Source organism: Tenacibaculum litopenaei (genome assembly GCF_964514025.1).
In the GTDB taxonomy this organism is placed as follows: Bacteria; Bacteroidota; Bacteroidia; order Flavobacteriales; family Flavobacteriaceae; genus Polaribacter; species Polaribacter litopenaei.
On record NZ_CAZEQT010000009.1, the window covers coordinates 276383 to 301879 of the forward strand.

The window sequence follows — 25497 nt, forward strand, 5'->3', positions numbered from 1 at the left end:
TTTTAATACTTTACTCTAAATTTGACGTAGGTAATTGGCTTTCCTTGCGCTAAGTATTGCGATTCGTAAAAAGTTTGTGTATTGATCACTTCTTCGGGTGAGTAGTGATTTTTATAAACATCGTGATTTGCATGTAAAATTTCATGACCTTCTCCGTGGAGTAAGCCCAAAGTATATCCATGCATAAACTCACTGTCCGTTTTTAAGTTTACCGTTCCTTCTTCGTTTAAAATACCGTGGTATTTTTTTAAGAATTCAGAATTCGTCAAACGGTGTTTTGTTCTTTTGTATTTGATTTGAGGATCTGGGAAGGTGATCCAAATATCTGAGACCTCATTCTCTGCGAAAATAAAATCTATCAATTCTATTTGGGTACGAATAAAGGCCACATTAGACATTTCGTTTTCGATAGCCGTTTTGGCCCCTCTCCAAAAGCGAGCTCCTTTGATATCGATTCCAATAAAATTTTTGTCTGGATTTTTTTCCGCTAAGGCAATCGTATATTCTCCTTTACCACACCCCAATTCCAAAACTATCGGATTGTCATTACCAAAGAAAGTATTCCACTTTCCTTTGTACTTGAAATCGCCGACAACTTCTTCACGAGTGGGTTGAATAACGTTACTAAACGTCTCATTTTCTCTGAAACGTTTTAATTTATTTTTACTTCCCAATATGTGTAGAATTAAGCTCTGTCTTCTGTTCCTTCTCTCTTAAATCGGAAACACTCGTTCATCCAATATCCCAAAATAACGATAAGAACTATTAAGAAAATCCAGTTCAACGCATTTGAAGTCCACCAACCTCCGTCAGCCTTTGCTACGGTTAAACGCAAATACTGGAATGGCATTAATATTACTTCAAATAAATCTCCAATTAATCTAAAAATATTTAATCCTAACATAACTTGATTATCTTTACGTTTGCAAAAATATAAAAAGAATCGATGTTAGCCAATTTTTTCAGCAAATCTAAACCGGTAAACTTTATAGTGCTCTTTTTAGTGTTTCTTTGCTATTATTGTATCACTGTATTCGGCAAAAACCTTGGAGTTTTAGGCATTACCCAGGAAATTTTCTGGTTTATCGTCGTGTTTTCCATCGTTAATTTTATCATAGTAAAGAACGAAGTGACCTTTGACAATTCGTACGCATTTTTATTTTACGTGCTCTTATTGGGATTTTTCTTAACGAAAATTCAAATCAATTCACTCTTCTATGCCAACATCACAACCTTACTTTTTTTAAGAAAAGTATACAGTTTACAAACGGGAAAAAAAATCATACACAAGTTGTTTGACGGTGGCTTATGGCTGGGAATTTCTTTTATTATCGAACCTACCACCATCGTATTTGCTCCGTTGTTATACGCTTCTATTTATTTGCATCACCGCTTAACGCCTCAAACCTTAACCATCCCCGTTTTAGGTTTTATTCCGCCAGTATTACTCTATTTCACTTATCATTTCTGGTATGATAATACAGGCGTATTTCAGGAGTTATTCTTTTGGTCATTCAATCTTAAGTTTCATTTATACCAATCGAGCTCCTTCTTGTTTACGATGGTTTTTATTGGCATTTTTACCGTATTTGCCACGTTTATGAAAACCCCCAGAGCTTTGGCTGTACTCAACAAGTTTAGGCGAAATTGGATTTTGGTACTCCTCCATATCACCATTGCTGGAATAGTATTTCTATTGATTCCAAAAAAAACGGGAATGGAGTTTTTGTTTCTCCTATTCCCGACTTCTGTTATATTAGCTAATGGCCTAGAACTCATCCAAAGAAAATGGTTGGCCGACCTTTATATCATTCTTTTTATTGTGGGTTCCATCGTGGCTATCTCACTGTAAAGGTACTTATAACTTAACCCCGTAAGCCAAATCACCAGCATCTCCTAATCCTGGTACTATATACCCTTTGTCATTCAATTCAGGGTCAATAGCAGCAATCCACAATTCTGTTTCTTCAGGGAATGCCTCACGTATGAGTGCTACCCCTTCTTCCGAACCAATTACAGATACGATGTGTATCTTCTTAGGTGCCCCGTATTTTTTTATTGCCTCGTATACCGCTACTAACGACTTCCCAGTTGCTAACATCGGATCGATCAATAAAAGATTTTTATCATTGATATCAGGAGAAGCAAAGTACTCCACAACAATTTCAAAGGCCTCGTCGTTATTGGGGTGATGTCGGTAAGCCGAGATAAAAGCATTCTCTGCGTCATCGAAGTAATTTAGCACTCCATTGTGCAAGGGTAATCCCGCTCTCAAAATAGAACACAATACTACATCGCTCTTTGGTAGTGCGGTTTCTTTAATTCCTAAAGGAGTTTGAATTCCACTAGAATCATAAGAGAGTGTTTTACTCAATTCATAACTCAACACTTCTCCAATTCTTTCGATGTTCCTACGAAAACGCATGGCATCTTTTTGGATATCCACCGATCTAATTTCAGCTAAAAATTTATTTACTATAGAATTTTCTACAGACAAATGATGTACCTTCATATAATTAATTTGTGCTGCAAAGTTACTAGAAATTTTATTTAAGAAAATTGTAAATCAGCTCTGTAATGAGTTTGGGGTGTTCAATAACACTCATATGCCCCCCTTCCAACTCGGTAACGGCAGCTTGTACCTCAGCAGCCTCTGCTTGCAATCTATTCGAACACAACACTGTGTCAGCTTTAGAAAAGACCATTAGTTTTCGTGGGACCTCACTAAAAACACGACTGGTATTCTCTCGTAATTTCATCCCTTCATTCGCTGCGATGTATCCGCGAACTCCCATATCGAGTGCTTCTTTACAGAGCTGCTGTATTTGTGCATTAAACCGTTTTTTACCAGCAGTATCAAACAGCTGATCAATAGAAGTTTTTACCAAAAGTGGATAATTCCTCTTTGCTGTTTTACTCGCTCTATCTCTCACGTTTTTTCGCGCCTCACTATCAGGTGAGGAGGTTGAGTTTACCAAACAAAGTGCTGTGACCATTGTCGGTTTCAGTGCAGCGAGGGCCAAAGCGACATAGCCCCCCATCGAGTGTCCTACAAAAGCTGCTCGCTCTATCGACAACACATCCAATACCGCACAAACGGCTTGCGCCATCTCTTCCATGCGATGGACATACCCAACACATTCGGTCTTTCCATGGCCTAAAAGATCTATACAAATCACACTATGGCTTGCTGACAGATACGGAACTACTTCTTGCCACATTGACGAAGTCTCTAAAAACCCGTGCAATAGCACCACTGGAGCACCCGTACCTGTTACCGTATAAAAAACCGCAGCCTCTTTATATCTCGCTATCATTTTTAGTGTATATTCGACAAAGATAATTTTTTAAAATCATGCATAAAACCAAAGAAATTCTCGTTACTGGATTTGCTTTATTTTCTATGTTTTTTGGAGCTGGAAATCTCATTTTCCCTCCTTTTTTAGGTAAGAACTCAGGGAGTAACTGGGAACTTGTAAGCGCAGGCTTTATGATTACGGCTGTCGTAATTCCCATACTCGGAATCTATGCGCATGCCCGCCTTCAAGGGACCATGTTTGATTTTGCCAAAAAAGTATCTCCCGTATTTAGTGCCTTATACTGTTATACGGTTTATGCCATTTCTATTGCGCTTCCTGCTCCTAGAACAGCATCCGTAACCCATGAAATGGCCATCGCTCCCTATGCAACTTCTGGCACCTTGTTAACGAGTAGTATTTACTTTAGTTTGGTCTTTATCTTCGTAATGAACCGTTCAAAAGTATTGGATTTATTGGGAAAATTCTTAACTCCCCTAATCATCTTTATCCTCCTAGCCATTATCAGTATCGGACTTTTTGCTGGAGGAGACACCATAGTCACCAGCCAACTTAAATCACCATTTGTCTACGGAATTTTGGAAGGGTATCAAACCTTTGATGCCATTGGAGCCGTTGTAGTGGGAGGGGTATTGGTGATTTCCATGAACATGAATTCAAAAGCTGATTATCAGGCAAAAAAATCACTGATTACCAAGGCTGGTATTATTGCTGGTTTGGGCTTACTCACCATCTATATAGGGCTAATTTACAACGGTGCCCTATACAGCACTGCAAGTGCAAACGACGCTACCAGAGCGGAAATTTTAGGTTCTTTATCAGAGGTCACACTGGGGCACTGGGGAAGAACGATTCTGGGAGTACTCGTCGCTTTAGCCTGCTTTACTACCGCCGTTGGGATTATTACGGGTACCGCCGATTTTATTAAAAGTAGGTTTAACAACTCCGACAAGGCCTATTTGCTTACTGCGATTGTTTCTTGTTTGCTCGGAATCGTTATCGGACAGTACAACGTGAAGTATATCGTACAAATTGCCATTCCGGCCCTGATGTTGATTTATCCGGTAACCATAGTACTGATTGTACTCAACTGCTTACCACAACAATTGGGCACTAAAACCTCTTTTCGATGGGTTGTTGGGACCACCTTAGTATTTAGTATTCCCGATTTTTTATTAGCCATTACCAAACCAACTTGGTTGCGTACCCTCAGCAGCTATATTCCCATGTCAGCAGAACACCTCGGATGGGTGCTTCCAGCTGTACTCAGTTTACTCCTTGTAAGTTGCTACGAGCTGAGCAGAAAAACGAACCTTGAGTCGTCTTAAAATACCCCTAATTGAAAACGTATTTCAGACGGGACAACACATAAAAAAAAGAGGAAGTGACACTTCCTCTTTTTTTATAATATTTTAAACCAAGATTTAGAAACGATATCCTACATTTACTCCAGCTCTCGGCACTATCGCGTACGAATTACTTGAAAACATGTTACGTCCTAATCCGGCATAAGCTCCTACTACAAATCCTCCATTAGAAATGTACTTGGTTCCGACCACGACCCCAAGAGCAGCATCCGTATATTTGGTATACACGTGATTTCCTCCGGCGATTTCAACCTTTCGCTCACCTGAATTAATCCCTAAAAAGATTTCTCCAAAGTGGTTCCAATTTCTATTGGTTGTAAAATAATGGCGGAAATACGGTGAAATCATAGAGTTCTCATTGTATCTAAAATCTGCCGATTTTTTTTCAAAATTAAATAGTGCAGAAAGTCCTACCGATGACTGATCACTGATGTAATACTCATAGGACACGTCGATAGTTTTCATAATCAAAGCATCTGCGATATCTATCTTCACCTCTTGTTGAGCGTAGCCTAAGGAGCTCATGAAGAGCACAGCGGCGAACATTAATTTTTTCATGTAAACTTTATTTTTAGTTAAATAATATTAAATGTAATGCAATTATAGTACCACAAAAGTACTTAAAAAATAGCTTTTAACTGAACCACTCCTGTGTGAATTGCTCGGGTATCTTCACTCTTTCTTCCAAAATAACTCAGTGATAGATTAAGAATGCTATTCAGTTTTTGATTCCACAAAAGATTCCAGGTAAAATTCCTTCCTGGCTGCAGTCCCTCTAACATCTGAAAAGCAACGGGACTGTTAGCATTTCCAGTAAAATCATTTAAAAACACCGTGAAGTCAGCAGTTATTTGCTGTTGTTTTTCTCCTGTATATCGATAAGAAACTCCCAGCTTTTGTTGATTCAAAAGGGCAGCACCTCCAATAGTATTTTGCTTTTTCTTCTGCATAAAAAAGCCTGTCAATCGATGTTTGGCAGCGTAGATATATGACAACTTTGGTTGCCATTCCTCACTGTGAATGCGATAATTTCTGTTTGCTAAATTCTCGGTTGTCAAATCGTTTACAGATTGGGCACCTTTCATTTCAAACAACCAAAAGGTCCCAAAGCGATGCAATACTGCTAGCTGGTGAATTTTAGTAGTATTCTCTTGGTTACCGATGGTAAACTGGCGCTTGTTTTTAGAATTCCCGTAGGTATAAATAGCGCTGTAATTTTCGAGATTTCTCCTAAAGTAAAAACTGTTTCGAAAGTTGTACGCCAAGCCCAGTAACCCCGATTCTTCAAACTTAAAAGGATTCCAGTGAAACCCCTCGCTTCGCAAACGCTCATTATCAATACTTAGATAGCTCTGATTGTAAAAATTACTCAGCAGTTTTAAAAAGCTACCTCGGCTTTCCCAAGGTTTAAAATTTAGGGTCAACGATTGCTTAAACCGAACTTTTTGCGTCGGAACATAGTTGATATTAGGTAACGGAACACGAAGGTAATTCGCCTGATCTTGAAACTGAGCCACCTCGAACTCGTTAAACTGTTGAACTCCGTCATTGTTATAGTCAATCCAGGTATAAAATCCTTGTCCTGGCTCTGTTTTGATATATACGTATTCCTGTCGAGCTAACGTTCCTGTAGCCGTTTCGTAGGAACTCGTAACAAACAAGAGCTTTCCAAAAAATCGCTGTTGGTAACGCAAACGCGAATTCAATGAACTCCTGTTCTCTTCAAAAGTATTGGTAGTATAACGATAGTTGGCATAGGCTGCTAATTGAGTACGCGCCGTGTGGATTAACTTACTGTCGAGATAGAGTGTTTTACGATTGTTAATGCGTCGAAATGCATTGCTGCGAATACTGTCGTTTACTCGATAATTTGCTCCTAACTTTACAAAAACTTTCGTGGTATCACCGTATCCGATATAGGCATCATACTCTTGAAAACGATGGCTCCTTGTATCAAATACCCCAGTAGTCACCGCTTTTTTTGCATTGCTCTCCAGCCCGAGTTTAGTACCTAACCAATAGCTGCCGAGTTGCTGACGAAAATTAGTGTTAGCTCTTATAAAATCAGCTGCAGTTGCTACTCCTGAATTGCGCAGCCAACTTCCTTTCGTCCTCCAGCGGGTACTGTTAGTAGTGTAATCAGATTGCACGCTGTGCTTGTTCCCTAAAAATCCGTTAGAAAAACGCAGTAGCTGATATCCATAGCGCAATTGTAGGTTCTGATTCGCAGCCGTTAAAAAGGCTCCCAATTCATGTTGATCTCCCGAGCGACTGTCAATATTCCAATCCCTATTAAACTCAACGGATTGAAAGCGTTGTACCGTAGTAAAATTATCTTGAATAAACTTGTAATTAGCCGTACTGTGTACTTTCCAATCCCCTGAAGCTAGTTGTTGTTTCCATCGTAATTTTGTAGCCAAGGTTTGGTTGTTTCCATCATCGAGCGTTGAGAACAAGTTTTGATCGTTCGAGCTCAGTGCCACCTCAGCATCGAAGATCGCTTTCTCTGATGGACGGTAAGACGATTGCACCACAGCTACCTGAAGCTTGGTTGGAGCTACCAATTGGATTACCGGATTAAAACTCCCGAGATTCACCCCCACGTATTTGTAAATAGTTCCTGTGGCAATAACTCTATCGATGTTGTAATCACCTTTATTCAAGCCGACATTGGTAAAAGTTACTGCATATACTTCCGCCGTTGCATCCGTCGTGTATTCAAAAACCTGTCGGGTACCTACAGTTGCTTTCTTGTACTGAATTTTACTACTCGAAAACGGTTCTTTAAAATCACTGGGAGCGACCATCAGCTCTGTGTTGTCACCTGCCAAAGACAGCAAACGTTTTTGTGCATCGCTCAAACTTTGTTGTACCGGTTGATTTTTCGCATCATTTTCACTGTAAAAATACCCAGCTATTTTAAATTTTTCGCCGGCATAGCTCGCTTTGTCATATGTAATAAAACGGGTATAGTTTCTTTCCGCATATTGAAATTCTACGCGGATACGCATGTCATTAGTAATCGGATATGTTGTTGTAAAACGAATTTCTCCTAGGTTGTAATCAATCACATAATCAGCGGTCTCTCCTCTTTTCACTAGCACCCCGTTGACAAATACCCGATCACTGCCTTCGACCATGATGATTGCGCGTTCGTTATTCGTTCCGACAATTTTGTAGGGTCCTTGATTTCCTTCCGTCCCAACAAAATTATTAACGGCAAACTTCCCGCGAACGACAGCACCAGAAACCAAGGCATTCGTATTCGGTGACACTTGTGCCCCTACCTCAATACCCGACACTTGTTTTTCAAAATTCAAGAAATAACTCTCTTTGTTTTGCAAGCTAATATCTCCTCCTTTTACACGCCAATTTTTACTGTATAGCTCCACAAAAATCCTGTCAAAATCGGTAATATTTTGTGAATATCCATTTTGCTGTAGCGGAAAATTAGTATCGAAAATATTCGCGCGAATCGAAACTTTATCGGATAGCTTTCCTTCCAAGGTTAAATCTAATGAGGAATTGGTTACAGCGTTTTGATTGTTTCCACCGGTAAGTCCCCGCGTAATAAACCCCTTTGCTTTCAGTCCGTCAAACAAGGGCCTCTCTACGCCTGTCAAGTTCGTTGTTTCACTATACAGTTTCCCTGTATTTTCCGTGCTCTCTACAATGAGCTTGGCGTCGAATGGTGAATATACTTGAGTTAAAAATTTGGGATAGGGCAGGTATTCTACGGAAACCTCCTGAAAGCGCTTTTTGTCGAGTATTAATAAAGCCTTTTCAAAGTTCACTTTATATTCAGTGGGGGCTAGGACCGCTCCGTTTTGCAGTCGAACTTTAAAGTACTGAGGATTGATGCTCAACGAATCAACTTGAAGGGTGTCGTTTACTACCTTCAAAAATTTTGTTCGGTACTTTTTAGGAACTGTTTGTGCCTGAGTCACCAAGACCACAAAGAAACATCCTAAAAATTTCCAAAATCGTACCATATCCATACAACGCTGTACAGACAAAAATAGTTTATTAGCCGCAGTGACAATTGTCATTACATCCTTTTTTCTTTCGTTTTGGAATAAAAAACTTCCAAACCAGGTAACACACTGCTGCGATAACTACACTATAGGCTAAAACATCTTGCATTAACGTAAAATTTGATAGGATATTAACGCCGAAACATAGGCCAACAGCCCCATACCTACTAACTGAATCATTGGCCATTTCCAGCTTTTCGTCTCTCTTTTTACAATGGCTAAGGTGGCCATACACTGCATGGCAAACGCGTAGAATAACAACAGTGAAATTCCCGTTGCAAAATTAAAGCGTTTTGCTCCAGTTTGTTCATTGACTTCGGCAGCCATTTTTTCACGAATGGTTGACGTATCTTCATCATCGGCCTCCACGCTGTAGATGGTGGCTAGGGTTCCTACAAATACTTCTCGGGCCGCAAAGGAAGCTATTAAGCCAATTCCCATCTTCCAATCATACCCTAACGGGGCCACTACTGGCTCGATGGTTTTCCCCATAATCCCAACGTAAGATTTTTCTAGTTTTAACGAAGCGACTTTCTGAGAAAATTCCTCTTTTGACAAGTTTGCATATGTCGGATTTGTCGCCAAATCAGCCTCGACACTATCGTAAGAACTCGGTCCGTGAGAAGCTAAAAACCACAAAATTATCGATATGGATAAGATAATTTTACCGGCATCGAAAACAAAAGCTTTAGTTTTTTCCAATACATCCAAGCCTACATTCTTTACCGAAGGTATTTTATAGTCTGGCATTTCAACCACAAAGAAGGAATTGTTTCTTATTTTAAGTGTTTTATGCAAGATATAAGCAGCAAGCACTGCGGTTCCGAAACCGAGCACATACAGAACCAACAAACTCAACCCCTGCAAATTAAACACGCCAAAAACCGTTTTATCCGGTATCACCAACGCAATAATAATAGCGTAAACAGGTAAACGCGCGGAACAGGTTGTTAAAGGGGTCACCATGATGGTTATCAGGCGTTCCTTCCAACTCGAAATGGTTCTGGTAGCCATAATTGCTGGAATGGCACAGGCTGTCCCTGAAATCAACGGAATGACACTTTTTCCACTCATTCCAAAACGCCTCATAATTTTGTCCATTAAAAACACCACACGACTCATATACCCCGATTCTTCGAGCAGTGCTATAAACAAAAACAATATGGCAATTTGAGGAATAAAGATAACGACACCTCCAATTCCTGGAATAATTCCATCGGTCAATAAATCGGTGAATTTTCCTTCTGGCAATGCTGATTTTGCCTGTTCTGCTAGCGATGCAAACGCAGCGTCAATCCAATCCATCGGTACCGATGCCCAATTAAAAATAGACTGAAAAATCACTAACAACAACCCGAAGAAAAATAGATATCCAAAGATTTTATGTGTAAACACAGCATCTAATTTTGCTCTCATCCCTGTGGCTTTCGCCGCATCCATTTCATACGATTTTTTTAAAACCGCATTGATTTCTTGATAGCGATAAATGGTTTCTTTATGCTGGTATTTCTTTTGTTTTGACACGTCGTTGAACGCGCTTAAATTAACTTTTTCCTCATCGGATAAAGGACTTAAATAGCCCTTTGTTAACATGAGCCAAAGCTCGTACGCGGTAAAGCGGGTTGACACCTGTGCTAACTCCTCAAAATACGCCGTATCAACTTTCGAGCTAATCGTTTCAAAACTCGCTGCCTCTTGCGCTTGCTCAACGTTAGCGATGGCCTTTTTTAATTCTCCTAAGCCTAAACGTTTTCTAGCTGAAATAAGCACTACAGGCACACCGAGATCATCACTCAAAGCCTCGGTATTCAAGACAATTCCCTTTTGTTCCATCTGATCGGCCATATTCACTGCCAAAATCATCGGAATCCCCAAGTCTCTCACCTGAGAAAACAACAACAAATTGCGTTTGATATTTACGACATCGACAACAGCTACGATAACATCAGGTACTTCCGATTCTTCCTGGCTGAGCAGCGTTTTTAAAACGATACTCTCATCAATAGAAGTCGGATTGATACTGTAAGTTCCTGGTAAATCTGTTATCGTCGCGGTCAGGTCAGCAGTTAACCTACACGTTCCTTGCTTTTTGTCGACCGTCACTCCTGGATAATTTCCTACCTTTTGATTTAAGCCGGTTAACTGATTAAACAACGAAGTTTTTCCCGTATTCGGGTTTCCTATCAGTGCTACTTGTAACGTATTTGCCATGCTTACATCTTAGTAATTAAAATTTTCCCTGCCGTTTCTCTTCGAATAGCCAAATGGCTTCCATTGACACATATATACAACGGGTCATTGAGTGGCGCTACCTGAATCAGAGCTACTTCTGTTCCGGGCAAACACCCCATTTCCAATAACTTTAACGGAATTCTATCCAAGCTCTCTTCCGAGATAATTCCTTTCTCCCCAATGTTTAGTGTGGCAATAGTACTCAAAAAATAAAAAATTGTGTTAGCATGCAAATATACTAAAATAGAACAGTTCTAAACTAACTGCTAAAACATTGTGTTTCATTTAGCAATTAGCTTTTGCTGACTCGCCTCGAACCTAGTATATTTGTACTATGACTTTTGAGGATATAATTGGACAGGACCACATCAAGAAACACTTGATAAAAGCTACGGAAAACGGACGCATCCCACATGCACAGTTATTCGTAGGAAATGAAGGAAGCGGAACTTTGGCCATGGCAATTGCCTACGCACAACACCTACTCACCACGGATGTTCCAAATCCTGAAGCCAGTGCGCTAAAATGTGCTAAACTACAGCACCCTGACTTGCACTTTGCTTTTCCTGTAACCAGTACCGACCAGGTAAAAAAACATCCTATCAGCAATTTATTTTTAGACGACTGGAGGTCCTTTATTGCCACACAACCCTATGGTAGTTTGTTTAATTGGCTGCAATTTATTGGCGTAGAAAACAAACAGGGGCAAATTGGTGTAGATGAAGCAGAAGACATCGTTAAAAAACTCCAACTTAAAGCCTATGAAGGCGGATTTAAAGTCATGATTATTTGGATGGCAGAAAAGATGAACAATGCTGCTGCCAACAAATTGCTCAAGCTCATTGAAGAGCCTCCTGAAAACACTATTTTTCTGTTGGTTACGGAAAATGAGGGACAGATTATTAACACCATAAAATCGAGATGCCAGGCACTGCACTTTCCGGCTTTAGGAGAGACCGATATCGTTCAGGCTTTACAACAACGAGAGGGAATTACTCAAAATGAAGCGGTTACTATTGCACATCGCAGTGAAGGAAATTACAACAAAGCAGTACACATACTCAAAAACGACTCCAATGACGACCTCTTTGAAAAGTGGTTTATCGTTTGGATTCGAAGTGCCTTTAAAGCCAAGGGGAATGCTGCGGTAATCCAAGACCTCATCGAATGGTCAGAGACCATTGCCGGATCGGGTAGAGAAACTCAAAAGCAATTTCTACAGTACTGCATTCAGTTTTTTAGACAGGCATTACTGCTCAATTACGGCACTCCTGATTTGGTATTTCTTCAAACAAAAACGGCAAATTTCCAACTGGAAAAGTTTGCTCCTTTTGTGCATAGCGGCAACATCTTATCCATTCAAAAAGAATTGGATGATGCTCAATATCACATCGAAAGAAACGGAAATGCTAAAATTATTTTACTAGATTTATCCATTAAATTAACCCGTCTTTTGCATACAAAAGAAGAAAAAATAAGCACCTAATGAAGCTACGTTCATCTCTTTTAGCACTGATTCTTTTTAGTGGATGCCTTTTTACGCAATGTAAAACCACCCCTAAAAAAGAGGAATCGAGTACTGCCAATACCGAAAAGTTGGCGAAATTTATAGAAGGATCCTGGGAAACCACCTATATCAAAATCAATATGCCTAGCTATCGAGGTAGTGACAGTACCCATGTGTTTGAAGATAACTTTTCGAACCCTGCTTCGGGGAAAGCGCAATCGAGTTACGCCGCAGACGGAACGTTTAAGGCATGGTTCTTGCAACCTAACGGAGAGAAAGTTGGAGAAACCTCTGGGAAATACAGCACTAAAAATGACAGTTTGTTCGTCGATTACCATTACGGAGGACAACAAGTTCAAGCTTGGTACCACATTCGCCCAACAGAAACAGGCTTTGAAGGTACTGTGCAATACGATTGGGACAAAGACCAGCAGTTTGACGACACACTTTTTATGAAAACTAAACGAATAAATACACACCTTGATTCCACTAAGTAATATTTCACTGCGCATCCGGATATTTTTGTCAATGATACTCCTCATCCTATTGGCTTCTATCCTGATTGTAACCGTTACCATCTATCAATACAACGAACAGACTAAAGATTATAATGTGCAACGTTTTGGGCGTAAAGAGCAGGCGACCAAGCACAATATTGAAATTGAACTAGACAAAACAACCTACCCTGTAACTTCTGAAAATTTACCTAAAATTTTTCAAGATCGCATTTATGAAATCGCCAGTGTTCACAAACTGACCATTTCGATGTACGACATGCAGGGGAAACTGATAAAATCGTCGATTCCCTACAATTTCGACAAAGCCGAAGACGTTCCGTTATCGAGGAAAACGGTCAAAGAACTCGCCATCAACTCCAATCACCGCATATTAAAATCGAGAAGAGAAAAAGGAGTTACCTACCAGTCGTCGTATACCTACATCAACGACTCTCGATTCAAACGCATCGGGATTTTACAATTGCAGATAGCCCAAGACAACGAAGATCAGAAAAAAGAGCTACAAGAATTTATGTCTCGCCTCACGTTGGTATACGTCATCATGTTTATCCTCGCCATATTACTCGCTTATTTTTTATCGAGTTATATTACCCGATCTATCCAAACCATTTCGGAAAAAATTAAAGAAACTAGCCTGAACAAACGCAATGAAAAAATCACTTTAAAAACACCGAGTTCTGAAATAAGCTCCTTAGTAACGGCGTACAACAACATGATTGACCAATTGGAAGAAAGTGCTGTTCGACTCGCTCGAAGTGAACGTGAACAGGCTTGGAAAGAAATGGCAAAACAGGTAGCCCACGAGATTAAAAATCCGCTGACCCCTATGCGCTTATCCGTACAGAGTTTCGAGCGAAAGTTTAACCCAGAGGATCCCAACATTCGTGAAAAGCTCACAGAATACAGTCAAACGCTCATCCAGCAAATAGATGTCATGAGCTCTATTGCCTCTGCCTTTTCAGATTTTGCAAAAATGCCTACACAACGACGTGAAAAGCTCGATGTTATTGACGTAGTAAAACACGCTTTAGACATCTTTACGGAAGACTATATCGAATACTTACCTGAAGAGACTTCTCTCATGGCACATCTCGACAAAACACAGCTCATTCGCATCGTCACCAACTTGGTAAAAAATGCCACGCAAGCCATGCAAAAAGGAGAGCAAAAACCCAAGATTGATGTAAAAGTATCACTGGACGGCAACAATGTAAAGATTACGATTTCCGACAATGGAAAAGGAATTAAAGAGGAAAATAAAGACCTTATTTTTGAGCCTAAATTCACCACCAAAACCAGTGGTATGGGGTTAGGACTCCCCATGATTAAAAAAATCATTGAAACCTACGACGGAACTATTGGATTTAGCTCTACCGAAGGAATTGGAACCGTATTTACAGTAATACTACCGAGAACATAAATCAAACGAATCAGCACATTCAAATACAAAGCATATGAACTTTGAAAATATAATTTTAGAACAACACGACGGTTTAGCACAGCTAACGATTAACAGACCTAAAAAACTAAACGCACTCAACAAAGATACCATACAAGAGTTACACGAAGCTTTTAAAGCACTCGAGGACGATGCCGACACCAAAGTTATTTTGTTAACGGGAAGTGGAGAGAAGGCCTTTGTTGCTGGAGCTGATATTTCAGAATTTGCTCATTTCTCTGAAGAAGAAGGAAAACACTTAGCCAAGCAAGGACAAGAAAAGCTCTTTGACTTTGTAAGTAACTTAAGTACTCCTGTAATTGCCGCTGTTAATGGATTTGCCTTAGGAGGCGGATTAGAGCTCGCTATGGCCTGTCATTTCAGAATTGCCTCAGACAACGCAAAAATGGGCTTACCTGAAGTATCATTAGGAGTTATTCCGGGGTATGGTGGTACGCAGCGTTTGGCACAACTCATCGGTAAAGGAAAAGCGATGGAACTCATTATGACTGCTGGTATGATTTCTGCTGAAGAAGCACTATCATGTGGTTTGGTAAACTACGTAACTCCACAAGACGAATTGCTAGCCTTAGGAGAGAAATTAGCGAGTAAAATTATGAGAAACTCGTCAGTGGCTATCGCTGCAGCAATTAGAGCTGTCAATGATAACTACGTAGACGGTGTTAACGGATTTGAGACTGAAATTGAAGAATTTGGTGCTTGTTTTGCTACCGAAGATTTTAAAGAAGGTACTACTGCCTTTTTAGAAAAAAGAAAACCTTCGTTTCCAGGAAACTAAAGTTCCTTTTCAAAAACAATCTTTTGCTGCCCTGTAGCATTGGTATATACCTTGGTGATATTGAACCCCGAACGAAGGTTTAATATCATCATGGGTTTAAATCGATTCATCGATTTGGCTCTTATTCTCGAAAACCCCATTTTTTTGGCCAGTGTGTGCTGTTTTCGCAGCAACATATCGGCTATTCCCATTTTTCTGAACGCAGGCAACACTCCACCCAACCAACTGTAAAAAGTATCCTCGTCGTATAAATATCCTATTTTAAATCCTACTGGCTTCCCTTTACAGAAGGCAACAAGCGTTAAGAATCGCTCTTTTTTGCGAAAGCGCTGATCAAAAAAACCCTCGTCGGCATCGGTAAAAATTTCGCTGTAGAGTGATTTTAGAACTCGGTAATGCTCTTTAGACGGCTGGTCGTAAATAATCTCGGTTTGTAGTAACTCCATAAAACAAAAATAGCGCCTAAAAAGATTTTAGATGCTATTTTTTACTTAAGGGGAATAAATTTTATTATGGGGATTGAGTTCCAAACATACACTAATTTTCATAAAAAACAAAAATTAACATAAATTTTATTTAAAAAGCACAAAAAATTAACATTATGCTTTCCCCTCCCACTCCATATAGAATTGATCTAGAAATTTTTCCATAAACAAATGTCTTTCAGCGGCAATCGCTTTCCCTGTCGCTGTATTCATCTTGTCTTTTAAGAGTAATAATTTCTCGTAAAAATGATTAATGGTCGGAGCGGTAGATTTCTTGTATTCTTCTTTTGTCATGTTTAAATTTGGAGCAATACTCGGATCGTACAACGCTCTATTTTTAAAACCTCCGTAGTTAAAGCACCTCGCAATTCCAATTGCGCCAATAGCATCTAAACGATCCGCATCCTGGATGACATCGAGTTCTGGTGAGTGAAAATCTTGAGTAAAATTCCCTCCTTTAAAAGAGATATTTCGAATAATTTGCACTACGTGTTCAATAATTGAATCTTCCACTTCCAAGCCGCTCAAAAAGTCCCTTGCCTTTTTAGGACCTACTGTTTCATCACCATTGTAAAATTTACTGTCTGCTATATCGTGTAACAGTGCCCCTAAGGCAACCACAAACGTATCGACCTCTTCATTTTCAGCGATGAGTAAGGCGTTTTTATACACGCGTTCTATATGAAAATAATCGTGTCCTCCTTCAGCTCCTTTCAAGGTTTCTCTGACGTAATTCTGAGTATGTTCAATAATTTTTTTTGTATCCATCACACAAAAATAGCACAAAAAAATCCTGAGCAAGCGCTCAGGATTGTAATTTTATTTCGAAAATATCTTAGGCTAAAACTTCCTTCTTTACGAGGTCGTTACTCACTAAGTACTCCGCAATTTGTATTGTATTTGTCGCTGCTCCTTTTCTGAGGTTATCGGCAACAATCCACATATTCAATGCATTGTTTCTAGAGAAATCTCTACGGATTCTCCCTACAAAAACTTCGTCTTTTCCTTCCGCGAAAAACGGCATAGGATACTCGTTGTTTTCGATATTATCTTGTACGATAACTCCGTCTGTTTCCGATAATAACTGCTTGATATCTTCTACTTCAAAAGCACTGTCAAACTCGATATTCACAGACTCTGAATGGCCACCAACAACAGGAATACGCACAGCTGTTGCCGTTACTCCAATCGAATCGTCATTCAAAATCTTATGCGTTTCACGCACTAACTTAAGTTCTTCTTTCGTATACCCTCCGTCTTCAAAGACATCACAGTGTGGTAAGGCGTTTTTATGAATTTGGTGTGGGTAGGCAGCTTCTCCTTCCACTCCATTGGCTTCATTATCTAACTGACGAACGGCCTTAACTCCTGTTCCTGTAATGGATTGATACGTAGAAATCACCAACCTATTAATTCCGTACTTACGGTGCAATGGCGCTAAAGCCAACACCATTTGTATGGTAGAACAATTTGGGTTTGCGATAATTTTATCGTTTTCCGTAAGGCTATCGGCATTTATTTCTGGAACGATTAACTTTTTCTCAGGGTCCATTCTCCAAGCAGAAGAATTATCGATAACCGTAGTTCCTACTGCGGCAAACTTTGGTGCCCACTCCAGAGAAGTACTTCCTCCTGCTGAGAACAAAGCGATATCGGGTTTCATCGAAACGGCCGTTTCTAACCCGACAACCGTATAATCGGTTCCGTTATACGTAATACTATTACCTACTGATCTCTCAGATGCTACGGGGATTAACTCTGTTACTGGGAAATTACGTTCAGCTAATACCTGTAACATTACATTTCCTACCATTCCGGTAGCTCCGACTACTGCTACTCTCATTATATTTAAATTTTAACGTGTTTTTTCTTTTAAACTGTTTCTCTAACAGTTACAAAGGTTTAAAAAAATCAGATTGGTTGTATATTAAATTTGTGTTTTTTTAGCCCTTGGTTTAATTCTTATCAATTTTAAACAAAAAGTAGCAAATTAAACAGCAAACCACAAAAAATCAGTACCTTTGCAGCGATTTTTTACAAAATCAACACATTTTGTTTAACTTAAATGGTATAGCATGCAACTGTACAACAAGTTAAGCGCGGAAGAACGCGCTCAATTAATTGACGAAGCGGGAAAAGACCGTCTTACTATTTCTTTTTATCAATATTTTCAGATAAAAAACCCAACCTTATTTAGAAACAAGCTGTTTATCGAATGGGAGAAGCTCGATGTACTTGGGAGAACGTATGTCTCTTACGAAGGAATCAACGCCCAGATATCAGTTCCTTCAGAAAATTTTCTCAAATTAAAAGATCAATTAGATGCTATTGAGTTTCTAAAGGACATTCGATTAAACGTAGCTGTTGAACAAGACAACAAGTCATTTTTAAAGTTAAAGATTAAGGTACGTGATAAGATTGTTGCTGACGGATTAAACGATGAAACTTTTGACGTAACGGATAAAGGAGTTCATTTATCTGCCGCTGAATTTAACAAAATGTTGGCCGATCCGAATACAGTGTGCGTAGACATGCGCAATCACTACGAAAGTGAAATTGGCCATTTCGACGGTGCCGTGACTCCAGATGTAGATACGTTTAGAGATTCACTAGACATCATTGAGGAAGACTTAAAAGACCACAAAGAAGATAAAAATCTATTGATGTATTGTACGGGAGGAATTCGTTGTGAAAAAGCCTCTGCCTACTACAAGCACAAAGGATTTAAAAATGTTTTCCAACTTGAAGGTGGAATTATCGAATACACGCGTCAAGTAAAAGCCGAAGGTCTCGAAAACAAGTTTTTAGGTAAAAACTTTGTCTTCGACCACCGAAGAGCTGAGCGTATTTCTGACGATGTCATTTCTAATTGCCATCAATGTGGAACTCCATGCGACACGCATACCAACTGTGCCAACGAAGGATGTCACTTACTTTTCATTCAGTGTGAGGCCTGTGCTGAAAAAACAGAAAACACCTGTTCTCCTGAATGTCAAGACATCATTCAACTTCCTTACGAAGAGCAAAAAGCATTGAGAAAAGGAAAGCACGCCAGCAATAAAATTTTCAAAAAAGGACGTTCAGAAGCATTAAAGTACAAGAAGTAATGCAGAAGATTGAATTAATGGCTCCTGCCGGTAACTTCGAATCGTTACAGGCAGCACTCGACAACGGATGTGATTCGGTGTATTTTGGTGTGGAACAGCTCAATATGAGAGCACGTGCCTCTATCAATTTTACCTTAGACGACTTAGAGGAAATTTCACGTAGGTGTACCGAAAAAAACGTACGCACCTACCTGACCTTAAACACCATAGTATACGACCACGATTTATCAATCGTAAAAACACTGATCAAAAGGGCAAAAGAAGCTAATATTACAGCCGTCATTGCCATGGATCAGGCGGTAATTGCTATGGCTCGTGCCGAACAAATGGAGGTACACATCTCTACGCAGATCAATATTACCAACATCGAAACCGTGAAATTCTACGCGATGTTTGCCGATACGGTTGTGTTGAGTAGAGAATTGAGTTTACGACAGGTTAAGAAAATTACCGATCAAATTGCCAAGGAAGAAATCAAAGGGCCTTCAGGTAGGTTACTCGAGATCGAAATTTTCGGACACGGTGCTTTGTGTATGGCCGTTTCTGGTAAGTGTTATATGAGTTTACATTCACATAATTCCTCGGCAAACAGAGGTGCCTGTAAGCAAAACTGCCGCAAAAAATACACGGTTATCGATCAGGAATCTGGTTTTGAAATGGAGCTCGACAACGAGTATATCATGTCACCAAAAGACCTCTGTACCATTGACTTTCTAGATCAGGTGGCTGACGCCGGAATTAAGGTTTTAAAAATTGAAGGACGCGGTAGAGCTCCTGAGTACGTAGCCAAGGTAATTAAGTGCTACCGAGACGCTATCGACAGCTTGTATGACGGAAGTTATGACAAAGCCAAGGTCATTAGCTGGATGCAAGAATTAGAAAAGGTATACAACCGCGGTTTTTGGAATGGTTATTACTTAGGTCAAAAACTCGGTGAATGGAGTAAAGAACCCGGCTCACACGCAACCCAGAAAAAAGTTTACTTGGGTAAAGGAGTACACTTTTTCCCTAAACCTTCCATTGGAGAGTTTAAAATAGAAGCTTATGACGTCTCTGTTGGTGATACTATTTTGATTACGGGCCCAACTACTGGTGCACGTGAAATGACCTTACAGAGCATGTACGTAAACGATAAGGACGCTACTACTGCGAGTAAAGGAGACGAAGTTACTATGAAACTCGATTTCAGAATTAGACCTTCTGACAAACTGTACAAAATAGTAAAAACTGAATTTGCCAAAAACTAATGGTAGTCATCACCCTACAAAGAAACAAGTGCATTGGTTGCAACTACTGTGTGGAATTGGCACCGGGTCAATTTCAAATGTCTAAAAAGGACGGAAAGTCTGTTTTGTTGCACGCCACGGAAAAAAAAGGATTCTATACCATCAAGTCGCATGACGAAAGCATTTACGATGCATCAAACGATGCAAAAAAAGCCTGTCCTGTGAACATCATAGAAGTCAAACAAGTATAAAAATACACCTCTAATAAAAAACGCCTCATAGAAATCTACTGAGGCGTTTTTTTATACTTAATTAGAATGGCTTCAAATACTTTTTCTTCGGGTTTTCCGTACCTTTGTAAAAATTTATTTCCCATGAAAAATCGTTTACAACTACTGGTAAAATTATCGATAATTTCAGTCTATTTAATCTTTATTGCAGGTTCTGTAGTTCGCATGACTGGTTCAGGTATGGGCTGTCCAGATTGGCCAAAGTGTTTTGGATATTACATTCCGCCTACCTCAGAAACCCAAATTACGTGGCAAGCGAATAAAAGTTATGAAAAAGGCATGATTATCATCAAAGACGAAACCTTATTTGTAGCGCAAAACGATGTGACCACGGCAGCTAGTTTTAACCCTAGTAACTGGGAAAAATACACCAAACACGATTACGCAAAATTCAACAAATACCATACTTGGACGGAGTACATCAACCGATTGGCATCCGTACTTGCAGGTTTTGTCTTTTTGTTCCTAATCGTCTCTGCCAGTCAATACTGGAATAGCGACAAGCGTATTCCGCTATTGGCCTACGGAGCCTTCTTGTTAATGCTGTTCGAAGCTTGGCTGGGAAAAACAGTAGTAGACACCAACCTAAAACCCACCATCATCACCATACATATGGTTGCAGGCTTAGTGATTGTAGCTCTTTTGTTATACTTGCACTTCATTATCAACCCAAGTACAGAAAACAACAGAAAATACAATGCTTTATTCAACAAGCTACTCATCGTATCCGTTGTATTTTCATTGATACAAATTGCTATGGGAACTCAGGTTCGACAATTTATCGACGAACAGGTAAAGCAATTTGGTTTTGCCAACAAAGAATACAGCTTAATGGATCCTAATTTTAAGTTCTACTTTCACCGCTCGTTTACCATCGCTATCGTTTTGGTGAATTTGGGAATGTTTTACTTAAATCAAATCAAAAATCTTGGATATCAATTAGTCAATTGGATCGTGTTTTTAATTTTCCTTGAAACGATTACGGGGATTTTAATGTATTACGCAGAATTTCCGCTCGGTACCCAAGCGACGCACTTATTGGCAGGAGCATTGCTGTTTGGACTTCAATTTTACCTTTGGTTGCAAAGTAAAAAGCCCGCTAAAGCCATAGAAACAACACAATCGTAGCACACTTAATAAGCACTAAAGACAGCGGTAAAAAAACACTTCTGGCATAAGAAAAGTTGAACAGCCGCTTAACTCCCACTAGCAGTATCCACAAGGCTAACAACCAGGCGATATAACTCAACATCGCTAAAACGTGATGTGGTATGAGCTCGTTGAGCTGTGAAATATAGTGCTCTAATACGGCAATCGCATTGAAGAGTACTATGGGGACAAAAGCGTATCCGAGCAATGGGATCACATATTCGCGGTGCTGTTTGGCTCCCAACCAGTTCGCTAATACAGACAGGGAAAAGCCCAGTACTAAAGCAAACCAAAGCATTAAGAACACGTGTAGTATGGTAAAGCCTAGATTGACAACGAACAGCCGGTTTTCTTCCTCTGGCGTTATAAACAACACATAACGCAGTACACCTAATACGGCAAACAACCAAAGTGTTCGTTGATAGGCAGCACGACTATCTTCACCTTTAAGTGAAACTGCTGCTTGCTCTGAATTAAATAATAACAAAAAAAATGTCCTCATAGCGATTGGCAAATCCCTACTTCGTCGTCCATTCACAAGTCTCCATCATTCGTATCATATCCTTTTTGATGTATTCAACAGCCGGATAAATCGAATCGTAGTTAGGCTTGGCATAGAAGAACAACGAAGCCTTTAAAAAATGTTTTGTACTATCGGTTACGTGAAACTGCACCTGAGAAGCAGCATTACCACTGATCTCACAGAGCTTTCCAAAAACCTTGGTTTCGTCATTGAAGTAATTAATATAAGAAATATTATCCGCTTTCACCGTATGTTCTAGCACAAGTTTCTCAGATTCAAGCAATAACTCTCTCAAATTACCCTGTACGGGGCGGTAAGTAATATCAACGGAAGCCTTTAATGCGGGGTATTTGATTTTCAACCACTGCTTAGGTAAATCTTTAATTTCTGTATTCTCGGGAATATCAAATTGATACGGGCGTTTCACTGGCAATTTGCGAAATTCCTTTTTAGGGTAATTCAAACTCAGGTAGGCCTTGGGCTTCGGAAACGGATCGGCTCCACACCCCCACAACACTACACACATCACAATACCAATTAATTTACGCATCTCTGGTTACTTTTACTTGTTTAATTCGTTTTTTATCAATCGCTTCTACCGTAAACGTATACTTACTAAAATTTATTTTCTCACCTTTCTTCGGAAACTTTCCAGATACTTCTAGGATAAATCCAGCAATCGTTTCGCTTTCCCCTTTTACTTCTTCAAAATCTTCTTCATGCTCGTCGTCTAAGACCCTACAAAAATCTTTGATGGTCGTTTTCCCTTCAAACACATAATTATTCTCATCGAGCTTTGAATAGCTCAAGTCTTCATCGTCAAACTCATCATTGATATCTCCTACAATTTCCTCAATTACGTCTTCTAGGGTAACAATACCACTGGTTCCGCCGTATTCATCTACCACGATAGCCAAGTGATTCTTTTTCTCTTGAAACTCTCCTAGCAGGTCATCTAGCTTTTTGTTCTCAGGGACAAAAAAGGGCTTGCGAATTAGCGATTGCCAATCGAAGGTCTCTTTGTCCAGGTGTTTGAGCAGGTCTTTTGCATATAAAACGCCAATGACGTTGTCGATATTATCGCTAAATACTGGATTTCTTGAGTAGCCGTTTTTTAGTATAATACGCAGTACCTCTTCGTAACTGGTATTTTCTTCGATGGCACAAACGTCGGTTCTCGGTCGCATAATTTGTACCGTTTCCGTATTTCCAAAGGTGACGATTCCCTCTAATATTTTCTGTTCATCTTTGGTCGTCGCATCGTCAGAAGTGAGTTCCAATGCCTGTGACAAGCGCTCAACCGATAAATTATTATTCTTGTTCCCCAAGCGGTTTTCCACGACAGAGGTCAGCTTGATTAAGGGAGCACTTAAAGGGGTCAAAACGGTATTCAATACCTGTATAGGCCTCGACATAAAAGTCGCAAACTGCAGTGATTTTCTGGTTGCGTAGACTTTAGGTAGCACCTCACCAAAGAGTAAAATCAAAAAAGTAACGAGAATAACCTCAATACCAAATTTCCACTTTTTATCAATCCCTTCCAAAACCACTTCTCCCAAAGCTGCGAAGAGTAGTACGATGAGAATATTGATAAAGTTATTAGTAATTAAAATGGTACCGAGCAATTTTTGTGGTTTCGCCAACAAATTCGCCACCACGCTCTTTCCTTTGCTTTTGTCTTTAAGTTGTTCCAACTCGGTATTGGAGATGGAAAAAAAGGCCACTTCAGCTCCTGAAACGAGTGCTGAGCATATAAGCAAGGCCAGCAAAAGCGTCGCATTGAGGGTTGTTAACCAATCAATAGCGCTGAGAAAATGAAGAAAAGGTTCGGGTTCTGGATCCAAAATTAAAATTTAAGTTAAACTAGAATGGTAAATCATCATCGTCATTCATAGGTGTCTGATTCACCTGAGGTGCTGCACCGGTTGGGCTCGCAGGGTTTCCTGATAACGGTTGCTCTGCTGGGCGTCCCATTGCAGCGGGATCTTTTTTAGTCGATAAAAAAGTCATGTCTTGCACTTGAATTTCGGTAGTATAGCGCTTTTGTCCGTCCACCTCGTATTGACGGTTTTTCAATCGTCCTTCCACATATACTTTATCTCCTTTGGTCAAGTATTTTTCACATATTTCAGCCAGCTTATTACGCACGACTATATTGTGCCATTCCGTGTTTGTAATTCGCTCTCCTGTTTGCCTGTTGGTATAGGTTTCATTCGTAGCAATAGGAAAACGACCGATGGCATTTCCTCCTTCAAAATAGTGCATCTTCACTTCATCTCCTAAATGTCCAATAAGTATTACCTTGTTAACGGTACCTGCCATATGCTTTAAATTTGTGTAACATCAAATATACAAAAATTACAATTCCTCCTTTAAATATTCCTTCAAAAACTTATCGATAAGCACCGGTACGGGTTTTTGTTTTACCTCGTTCCAACTGATGGTTTCTTCGGTAACGCTCGGCGTGTTCACTATCCAGAAATTCGTGTACAAATGCTGATGTGACAGCTTGTGAACTACTGCCTTTTCATTAAAGAGCGATACGGATACTTCTTTATGGTGAACGAGTTCTTGAAAGCGGGCCGACTGCAGCAACTCCTCTTCCGACACTTCGCCCTTTCCTTCTACGAGCGGAAACTGATACAAGCCTTGCCAAATACCTTTTCCTTTGCGCTCCTCTAAAACGGTCGCTTCTTTCTCCGTGTCGACCACTAGATAATTAAAGTAACGTTTTTTTACTTTGAGTTTTTTCTCTTTTACCGGAAGTTCTTTTACCTGATGACTTCTAAAGGCCACGCAGGATTCCGAAAAAATGCAGGTTGAACACAGCGGGTTTTGGGGTTTACAATGAAGTGCGCCAAAGTCCATCAGTGCTTGATTGTAATTTCCGGGCTCACTGGGCTCCAGCAATTCTTGGGCAACTGCTTTGAACTCCTTAATTCCCTTCGTCGTATTTATGGGAGTTGCGATCCCCAGGTATCGAGCAAGTACGCGATATACGTTTCCATCGACTACAGCAACGGGCTCCTGATAGCAAATTGAAGCGATGGCTGAGGCGGTATAATCCCCTACTCCCTTTAATTTTAACAAATCTTTATAAGTTCCTGGAAAAATGCCATTACACTCATTGGCCACGTATTTTGCGGTAAAGTGCAAATTACGTGCTCGGGAGTAATAGCCGAGTCCTTGCCAAAGTTTAAGCACCTTTGCTTCGGGGGCATTTGCTAAATCGAACACGGTCGGAAAATGCTTAATAAAGCTCAAAAAGTACGGTAAACCCTGGGCTACGCGTGTTTGTTGCAACATAATTTCACTCAACCAAATCACGTAAGGATCCTTAGATTTTCGCCAAGGCAAATCCCGATCATTTTCTAAATACCACTGTATTAAATTGTTACCAAAAGACATTTTAAAAATTTAGTTTTGCAAAATTACAGTATTTCCCTCGTTTTTTTTTAAGTTTAAACTTTTTCGGAATAGATTAATTATCATATATTTGCATCCT

The 25497-nt window shown here is 39.8% G+C and carries 26 protein-coding genes; 10 read left to right on the top strand and 16 right to left on the bottom strand.

Annotation, left to right across the window (positions count from 1 at the left end; translation table 11 throughout):
* Nucleotides 1-2 precede the first annotated feature (2 nt).
* Entirely contained in the window at nt 3-674 is a 672-nt protein-coding gene (gene trmB, locus ACKTS5_RS19485; protein WP_408045560.1) for a tRNA (guanosine(46)-N7)-methyltransferase TrmB, read from the bottom strand.
* Between the two features lie 11 nt (nt 675-685).
* Nucleotides 686-904 (bottom strand): DUF6341 family protein, encoded by a 219-nt coding sequence (locus ACKTS5_RS19490; RefSeq protein ID WP_408045561.1) that lies wholly within the window; start codon nt 902-904, stop codon nt 686-688.
* Between the two features lie 42 nt (nt 905-946).
* Here ACKTS5_RS19490 and ACKTS5_RS19495 point away from each other — a divergent pair, with 42 nt between their 5' ends.
* Nucleotides 947-1852, top strand: coding sequence for a DUF6427 family protein (locus ACKTS5_RS19495; protein ID WP_408045562.1), 906 nt, complete (start codon nt 947-949; stop codon nt 1850-1852).
* 6 nt (nt 1853-1858) lie between these two features.
* Here the strand turns inward: ACKTS5_RS19495 and upp are convergent, their stop codons facing one another.
* Nucleotides 1859-2512, bottom strand: a complete 654-nt coding sequence (gene upp, locus ACKTS5_RS19500; RefSeq protein ID WP_408045563.1) for a uracil phosphoribosyltransferase — start codon at nt 2510-2512, stop codon at nt 1859-1861.
* Between the two features lie 34 nt (nt 2513-2546).
* A complete protein-coding gene (locus ACKTS5_RS19505; protein WP_408045564.1) occupies nt 2547-3317 on the bottom strand; it encodes an alpha/beta hydrolase in 771 nt (256 codons plus the stop codon).
* 38 nt (nt 3318-3355) lie between these two features.
* Between ACKTS5_RS19505 and brnQ the strand changes: the two genes are divergently transcribed.
* Nucleotides 3356-4645, top strand: a complete 1290-nt coding sequence (brnQ, locus tag ACKTS5_RS19510; RefSeq protein ID WP_408045565.1) for a branched-chain amino acid transport system II carrier protein — start codon at nt 3356-3358, stop codon at nt 4643-4645.
* Between the two features lie 96 nt (nt 4646-4741).
* On the opposite strand, the gene ACKTS5_RS19515 is transcribed toward brnQ, so the two are convergent.
* From ACKTS5_RS19515 to ACKTS5_RS19530, 4 genes are all read right to left on the bottom strand, one after another.
* Nucleotides 4742-5242 carry a hypothetical protein gene (locus tag ACKTS5_RS19515; protein WP_408045566.1) on the bottom strand — a complete coding sequence of 167 codons (501 nt, stop codon included), beginning with the start codon at nt 5240-5242 and terminating at the stop codon, nt 4742-4744.
* Nucleotides 5243-5304: 62 nt separating this feature from the next.
* Entirely contained in the window at nt 5305-8733 is a 3429-nt protein-coding gene (locus ACKTS5_RS19520; protein ID WP_408045567.1) for a hypothetical protein, read from the bottom strand.
* Between the two features lie 93 nt (nt 8734-8826).
* On the bottom strand, nt 8827-10929 hold the full coding sequence (gene feoB / locus ACKTS5_RS19525; RefSeq protein WP_408045568.1) for a ferrous iron transport protein B: 2103 nt from the start codon (nt 10927-10929) through the stop codon (nt 8827-8829).
* A gap of 2 nt (nt 10930-10931) precedes the next feature.
* Entirely contained in the window at nt 10932-11156 is a 225-nt protein-coding gene (locus tag ACKTS5_RS19530; RefSeq protein WP_408045569.1) for a FeoA family protein, read from the bottom strand.
* 128 nt (nt 11157-11284) lie between these two features.
* Here ACKTS5_RS19530 and ACKTS5_RS19535 point away from each other — a divergent pair, with 128 nt between their 5' ends.
* The 4 genes from ACKTS5_RS19535 to ACKTS5_RS19550 are packed head-to-tail and all read left to right on the top strand — an operon-like array spanning nt 11285 to nt 15212.
* The gene (locus ACKTS5_RS19535; protein ID WP_408045570.1) at nt 11285-12436 is read left to right on the top strand and encodes a DNA polymerase III subunit; all 1152 of its coding nucleotides are present in this window, start codon (nt 11285-11287) and stop codon (nt 12434-12436) included.
* A complete protein-coding gene (locus tag ACKTS5_RS19540) occupies nt 12436-12954 on the top strand; it encodes a hypothetical protein (protein WP_408045571.1) in 519 nt (172 codons plus the stop codon). Before ACKTS5_RS19535 ends, ACKTS5_RS19540 begins: the two co-directional genes overlap by 1 nt.
* A 31-nt stretch (nt 12955-12985) precedes the next feature.
* The gene (locus ACKTS5_RS19545; protein WP_408045572.1) at nt 12986-14395 is read left to right on the top strand and encodes a sensor histidine kinase; all 1410 of its coding nucleotides are present in this window, start codon (nt 12986-12988) and stop codon (nt 14393-14395) included.
* Nucleotides 14396-14429: 34 nt separating this feature from the next.
* The gene (locus ACKTS5_RS19550; protein ID WP_408045573.1) at nt 14430-15212 is read left to right on the top strand and encodes an enoyl-CoA hydratase/isomerase family protein; all 783 of its coding nucleotides are present in this window, start codon (nt 14430-14432) and stop codon (nt 15210-15212) included.
* Here ACKTS5_RS19550 and ACKTS5_RS19555 read toward each other — a convergent pair.
* From ACKTS5_RS19555 to ACKTS5_RS19565, 3 genes are all read right to left on the bottom strand, one after another.
* The gene (locus ACKTS5_RS19555) at nt 15209-15658 is read right to left on the bottom strand and encodes a GNAT family N-acetyltransferase (RefSeq protein WP_408045574.1); all 450 of its coding nucleotides are present in this window, start codon (nt 15656-15658) and stop codon (nt 15209-15211) included. The two genes, ACKTS5_RS19550 and ACKTS5_RS19555, sit on opposite strands and share 4 nt — an antisense overlap.
* 153 nt (nt 15659-15811) lie before the next feature.
* Nucleotides 15812-16465, bottom strand: coding sequence for an HD domain-containing protein (locus tag ACKTS5_RS19560; protein ID WP_408045575.1), 654 nt, complete (start codon nt 16463-16465; stop codon nt 15812-15814).
* Nucleotides 16466-16532: 67 nt separating this feature from the next.
* On the bottom strand, nt 16533-17540 hold the full coding sequence (locus ACKTS5_RS19565) for an aspartate-semialdehyde dehydrogenase (RefSeq protein WP_408045576.1): 1008 nt from the start codon (nt 17538-17540) through the stop codon (nt 16533-16535).
* A gap of 232 nt (nt 17541-17772) precedes the next feature.
* Here ACKTS5_RS19565 and trhO point away from each other — a divergent pair, with 232 nt between their 5' ends.
* The 4 genes from trhO (at nt 17773) to ACKTS5_RS19585 (ending at nt 21448) form a co-directional block, all read left to right on the top strand.
* Nucleotides 17773-18804 carry an oxygen-dependent tRNA uridine(34) hydroxylase TrhO gene (gene trhO, locus ACKTS5_RS19570; RefSeq protein ID WP_408045577.1) on the top strand — a complete coding sequence of 344 codons (1032 nt, stop codon included), beginning with the start codon at nt 17773-17775 and terminating at the stop codon, nt 18802-18804.
* Nucleotides 18804-20051: a U32 family peptidase gene (locus ACKTS5_RS19575; RefSeq protein WP_408045578.1), complete on the top strand. Its 1248-nt coding sequence runs from the start codon at nt 18804-18806 to the stop codon at nt 20049-20051. Before trhO ends, ACKTS5_RS19575 begins: the two co-directional genes overlap by 1 nt.
* The gene (locus ACKTS5_RS19580) at nt 20051-20281 is read left to right on the top strand and encodes a ferredoxin (RefSeq protein WP_408045579.1); all 231 of its coding nucleotides are present in this window, start codon (nt 20051-20053) and stop codon (nt 20279-20281) included. Before ACKTS5_RS19575 ends, ACKTS5_RS19580 begins: the two co-directional genes overlap by 1 nt.
* A gap of 123 nt (nt 20282-20404) precedes the next feature.
* Nucleotides 20405-21448: a COX15/CtaA family protein gene (locus ACKTS5_RS19585; protein ID WP_408045580.1), complete on the top strand. Its 1044-nt coding sequence runs from the start codon at nt 20405-20407 to the stop codon at nt 21446-21448.
* Here the strand turns inward: ACKTS5_RS19585 and ACKTS5_RS19590 are convergent.
* The 5 genes from ACKTS5_RS19590 to mutY are packed head-to-tail and all read right to left on the bottom strand — an operon-like array spanning nt 21420 to nt 25400.
* Nucleotides 21420-21971 (bottom strand): YIP1 family protein, encoded by a 552-nt coding sequence (locus tag ACKTS5_RS19590; protein WP_408045581.1) that lies wholly within the window; start codon nt 21969-21971, stop codon nt 21420-21422. The two genes, ACKTS5_RS19585 and ACKTS5_RS19590, sit on opposite strands and share 29 nt — an antisense overlap.
* Nucleotides 21972-21987: 16 nt before the next feature.
* A complete protein-coding gene (gene gldD / locus ACKTS5_RS19595; RefSeq protein ID WP_408045582.1) occupies nt 21988-22542 on the bottom strand; it encodes a gliding motility lipoprotein GldD in 555 nt (184 codons plus the stop codon).
* Entirely contained in the window at nt 22535-23836 is a 1302-nt protein-coding gene (locus tag ACKTS5_RS19600; RefSeq protein ID WP_408045583.1) for a gliding motility-associated protein GldE, read from the bottom strand. The genes gldD and ACKTS5_RS19600 overlap by 8 nt, the downstream gene beginning before the upstream one ends.
* 19 nt (nt 23837-23855) lie before the next feature.
* Nucleotides 23856-24314, bottom strand: coding sequence for a single-stranded DNA-binding protein (locus ACKTS5_RS19605; protein WP_408045584.1), 459 nt, complete (start codon nt 24312-24314; stop codon nt 23856-23858).
* Nucleotides 24315-24350: 36 nt separating this feature from the next.
* Nucleotides 24351-25400, bottom strand: coding sequence for an A/G-specific adenine glycosylase (gene mutY, locus ACKTS5_RS19610; protein WP_408045585.1), 1050 nt, complete (start codon nt 25398-25400; stop codon nt 24351-24353).
* Between the last annotated feature and the right edge of the window lie 97 nt (nt 25401-25497).

Bases quoted from the DNA above. Each gene is read 5' to 3' on its own strand.
- ACKTS5_RS19490 (WP_408045561.1), bottom strand. From the start codon at position 904: ATGTTAGGATTAAATATTTTTAGATTAATTGGAGATTTATTTGAAGTA.
- ACKTS5_RS19495 (WP_408045562.1), top strand. From the start codon at position 947: ATGTTAGCCAATTTTTTCAGCAAATCTAAACCGGTAAACTTTATAGTG.
- upp (WP_408045563.1), bottom strand. From the start codon at position 2,512: ATGAAGGTACATCATTTGTCTGTAGAAAATTCTATAGTAAATAAATTT.
- ACKTS5_RS19505 (WP_408045564.1), bottom strand. From the start codon at position 3,317: ATGATAGCGAGATATAAAGAGGCTGCGGTTTTTTATACGGTAACAGGT.
- brnQ (WP_408045565.1), top strand. From the start codon at position 3,356: ATGCATAAAACCAAAGAAATTCTCGTTACTGGATTTGCTTTATTTTCT.
- ACKTS5_RS19515 (WP_408045566.1), bottom strand. From the start codon at position 5,242: ATGAAAAAATTAATGTTCGCCGCTGTGCTCTTCATGAGCTCCTTAGGC.
- ACKTS5_RS19520 (WP_408045567.1), bottom strand. From the start codon at position 8,733: ATGACAATTGTCACTGCGGCTAATAAACTATTTTTGTCTGTACAGCGT.
- feoB (WP_408045568.1), bottom strand. From the start codon at position 10,929: ATGGCAAATACGTTACAAGTAGCACTGATAGGAAACCCGAATACGGGA.
- ACKTS5_RS19535 (WP_408045570.1), top strand. From the start codon at position 11,285: ATGACTTTTGAGGATATAATTGGACAGGACCACATCAAGAAACACTTG.
- ACKTS5_RS19540 (WP_408045571.1), top strand. From the start codon at position 12,436: ATGAAGCTACGTTCATCTCTTTTAGCACTGATTCTTTTTAGTGGATGC.
- ACKTS5_RS19545 (WP_408045572.1), top strand. From the start codon at position 12,986: ATGATACTCCTCATCCTATTGGCTTCTATCCTGATTGTAACCGTTACC.
- ACKTS5_RS19550 (WP_408045573.1), top strand. From the start codon at position 14,430: ATGAACTTTGAAAATATAATTTTAGAACAACACGACGGTTTAGCACAG.
- ACKTS5_RS19555 (WP_408045574.1), bottom strand. From the start codon at position 15,658: ATGGAGTTACTACAAACCGAGATTATTTACGACCAGCCGTCTAAAGAG.
- ACKTS5_RS19560 (WP_408045575.1), bottom strand. From the start codon at position 16,465: ATGGATACAAAAAAAATTATTGAACATACTCAGAATTACGTCAGAGAA.
- ACKTS5_RS19565 (WP_408045576.1), bottom strand. From the start codon at position 17,540: ATGAGAGTAGCAGTAGTCGGAGCTACCGGAATGGTAGGAAATGTAATG.
- trhO (WP_408045577.1), top strand. From the start codon at position 17,773: ATGCAACTGTACAACAAGTTAAGCGCGGAAGAACGCGCTCAATTAATT.
- ACKTS5_RS19575 (WP_408045578.1), top strand. From the start codon at position 18,804: ATGCAGAAGATTGAATTAATGGCTCCTGCCGGTAACTTCGAATCGTTA.
- ACKTS5_RS19580 (WP_408045579.1), top strand. From the start codon at position 20,051: ATGGTAGTCATCACCCTACAAAGAAACAAGTGCATTGGTTGCAACTAC.
- ACKTS5_RS19585 (WP_408045580.1), top strand. From the start codon at position 20,405: ATGAAAAATCGTTTACAACTACTGGTAAAATTATCGATAATTTCAGTC.
- ACKTS5_RS19590 (WP_408045581.1), bottom strand. From the start codon at position 21,971: ATGAGGACATTTTTTTTGTTATTATTTAATTCAGAGCAAGCAGCAGTT.
- gldD (WP_408045582.1), bottom strand. From the start codon at position 22,542: ATGCGTAAATTAATTGGTATTGTGATGTGTGTAGTGTTGTGGGGGTGT.
- ACKTS5_RS19605 (WP_408045584.1), bottom strand. From the start codon at position 24,314: ATGGCAGGTACCGTTAACAAGGTAATACTTATTGGACATTTAGGAGAT.
- mutY (WP_408045585.1), bottom strand. From the start codon at position 25,400: ATGTCTTTTGGTAACAATTTAATACAGTGGTATTTAGAAAATGATCGG.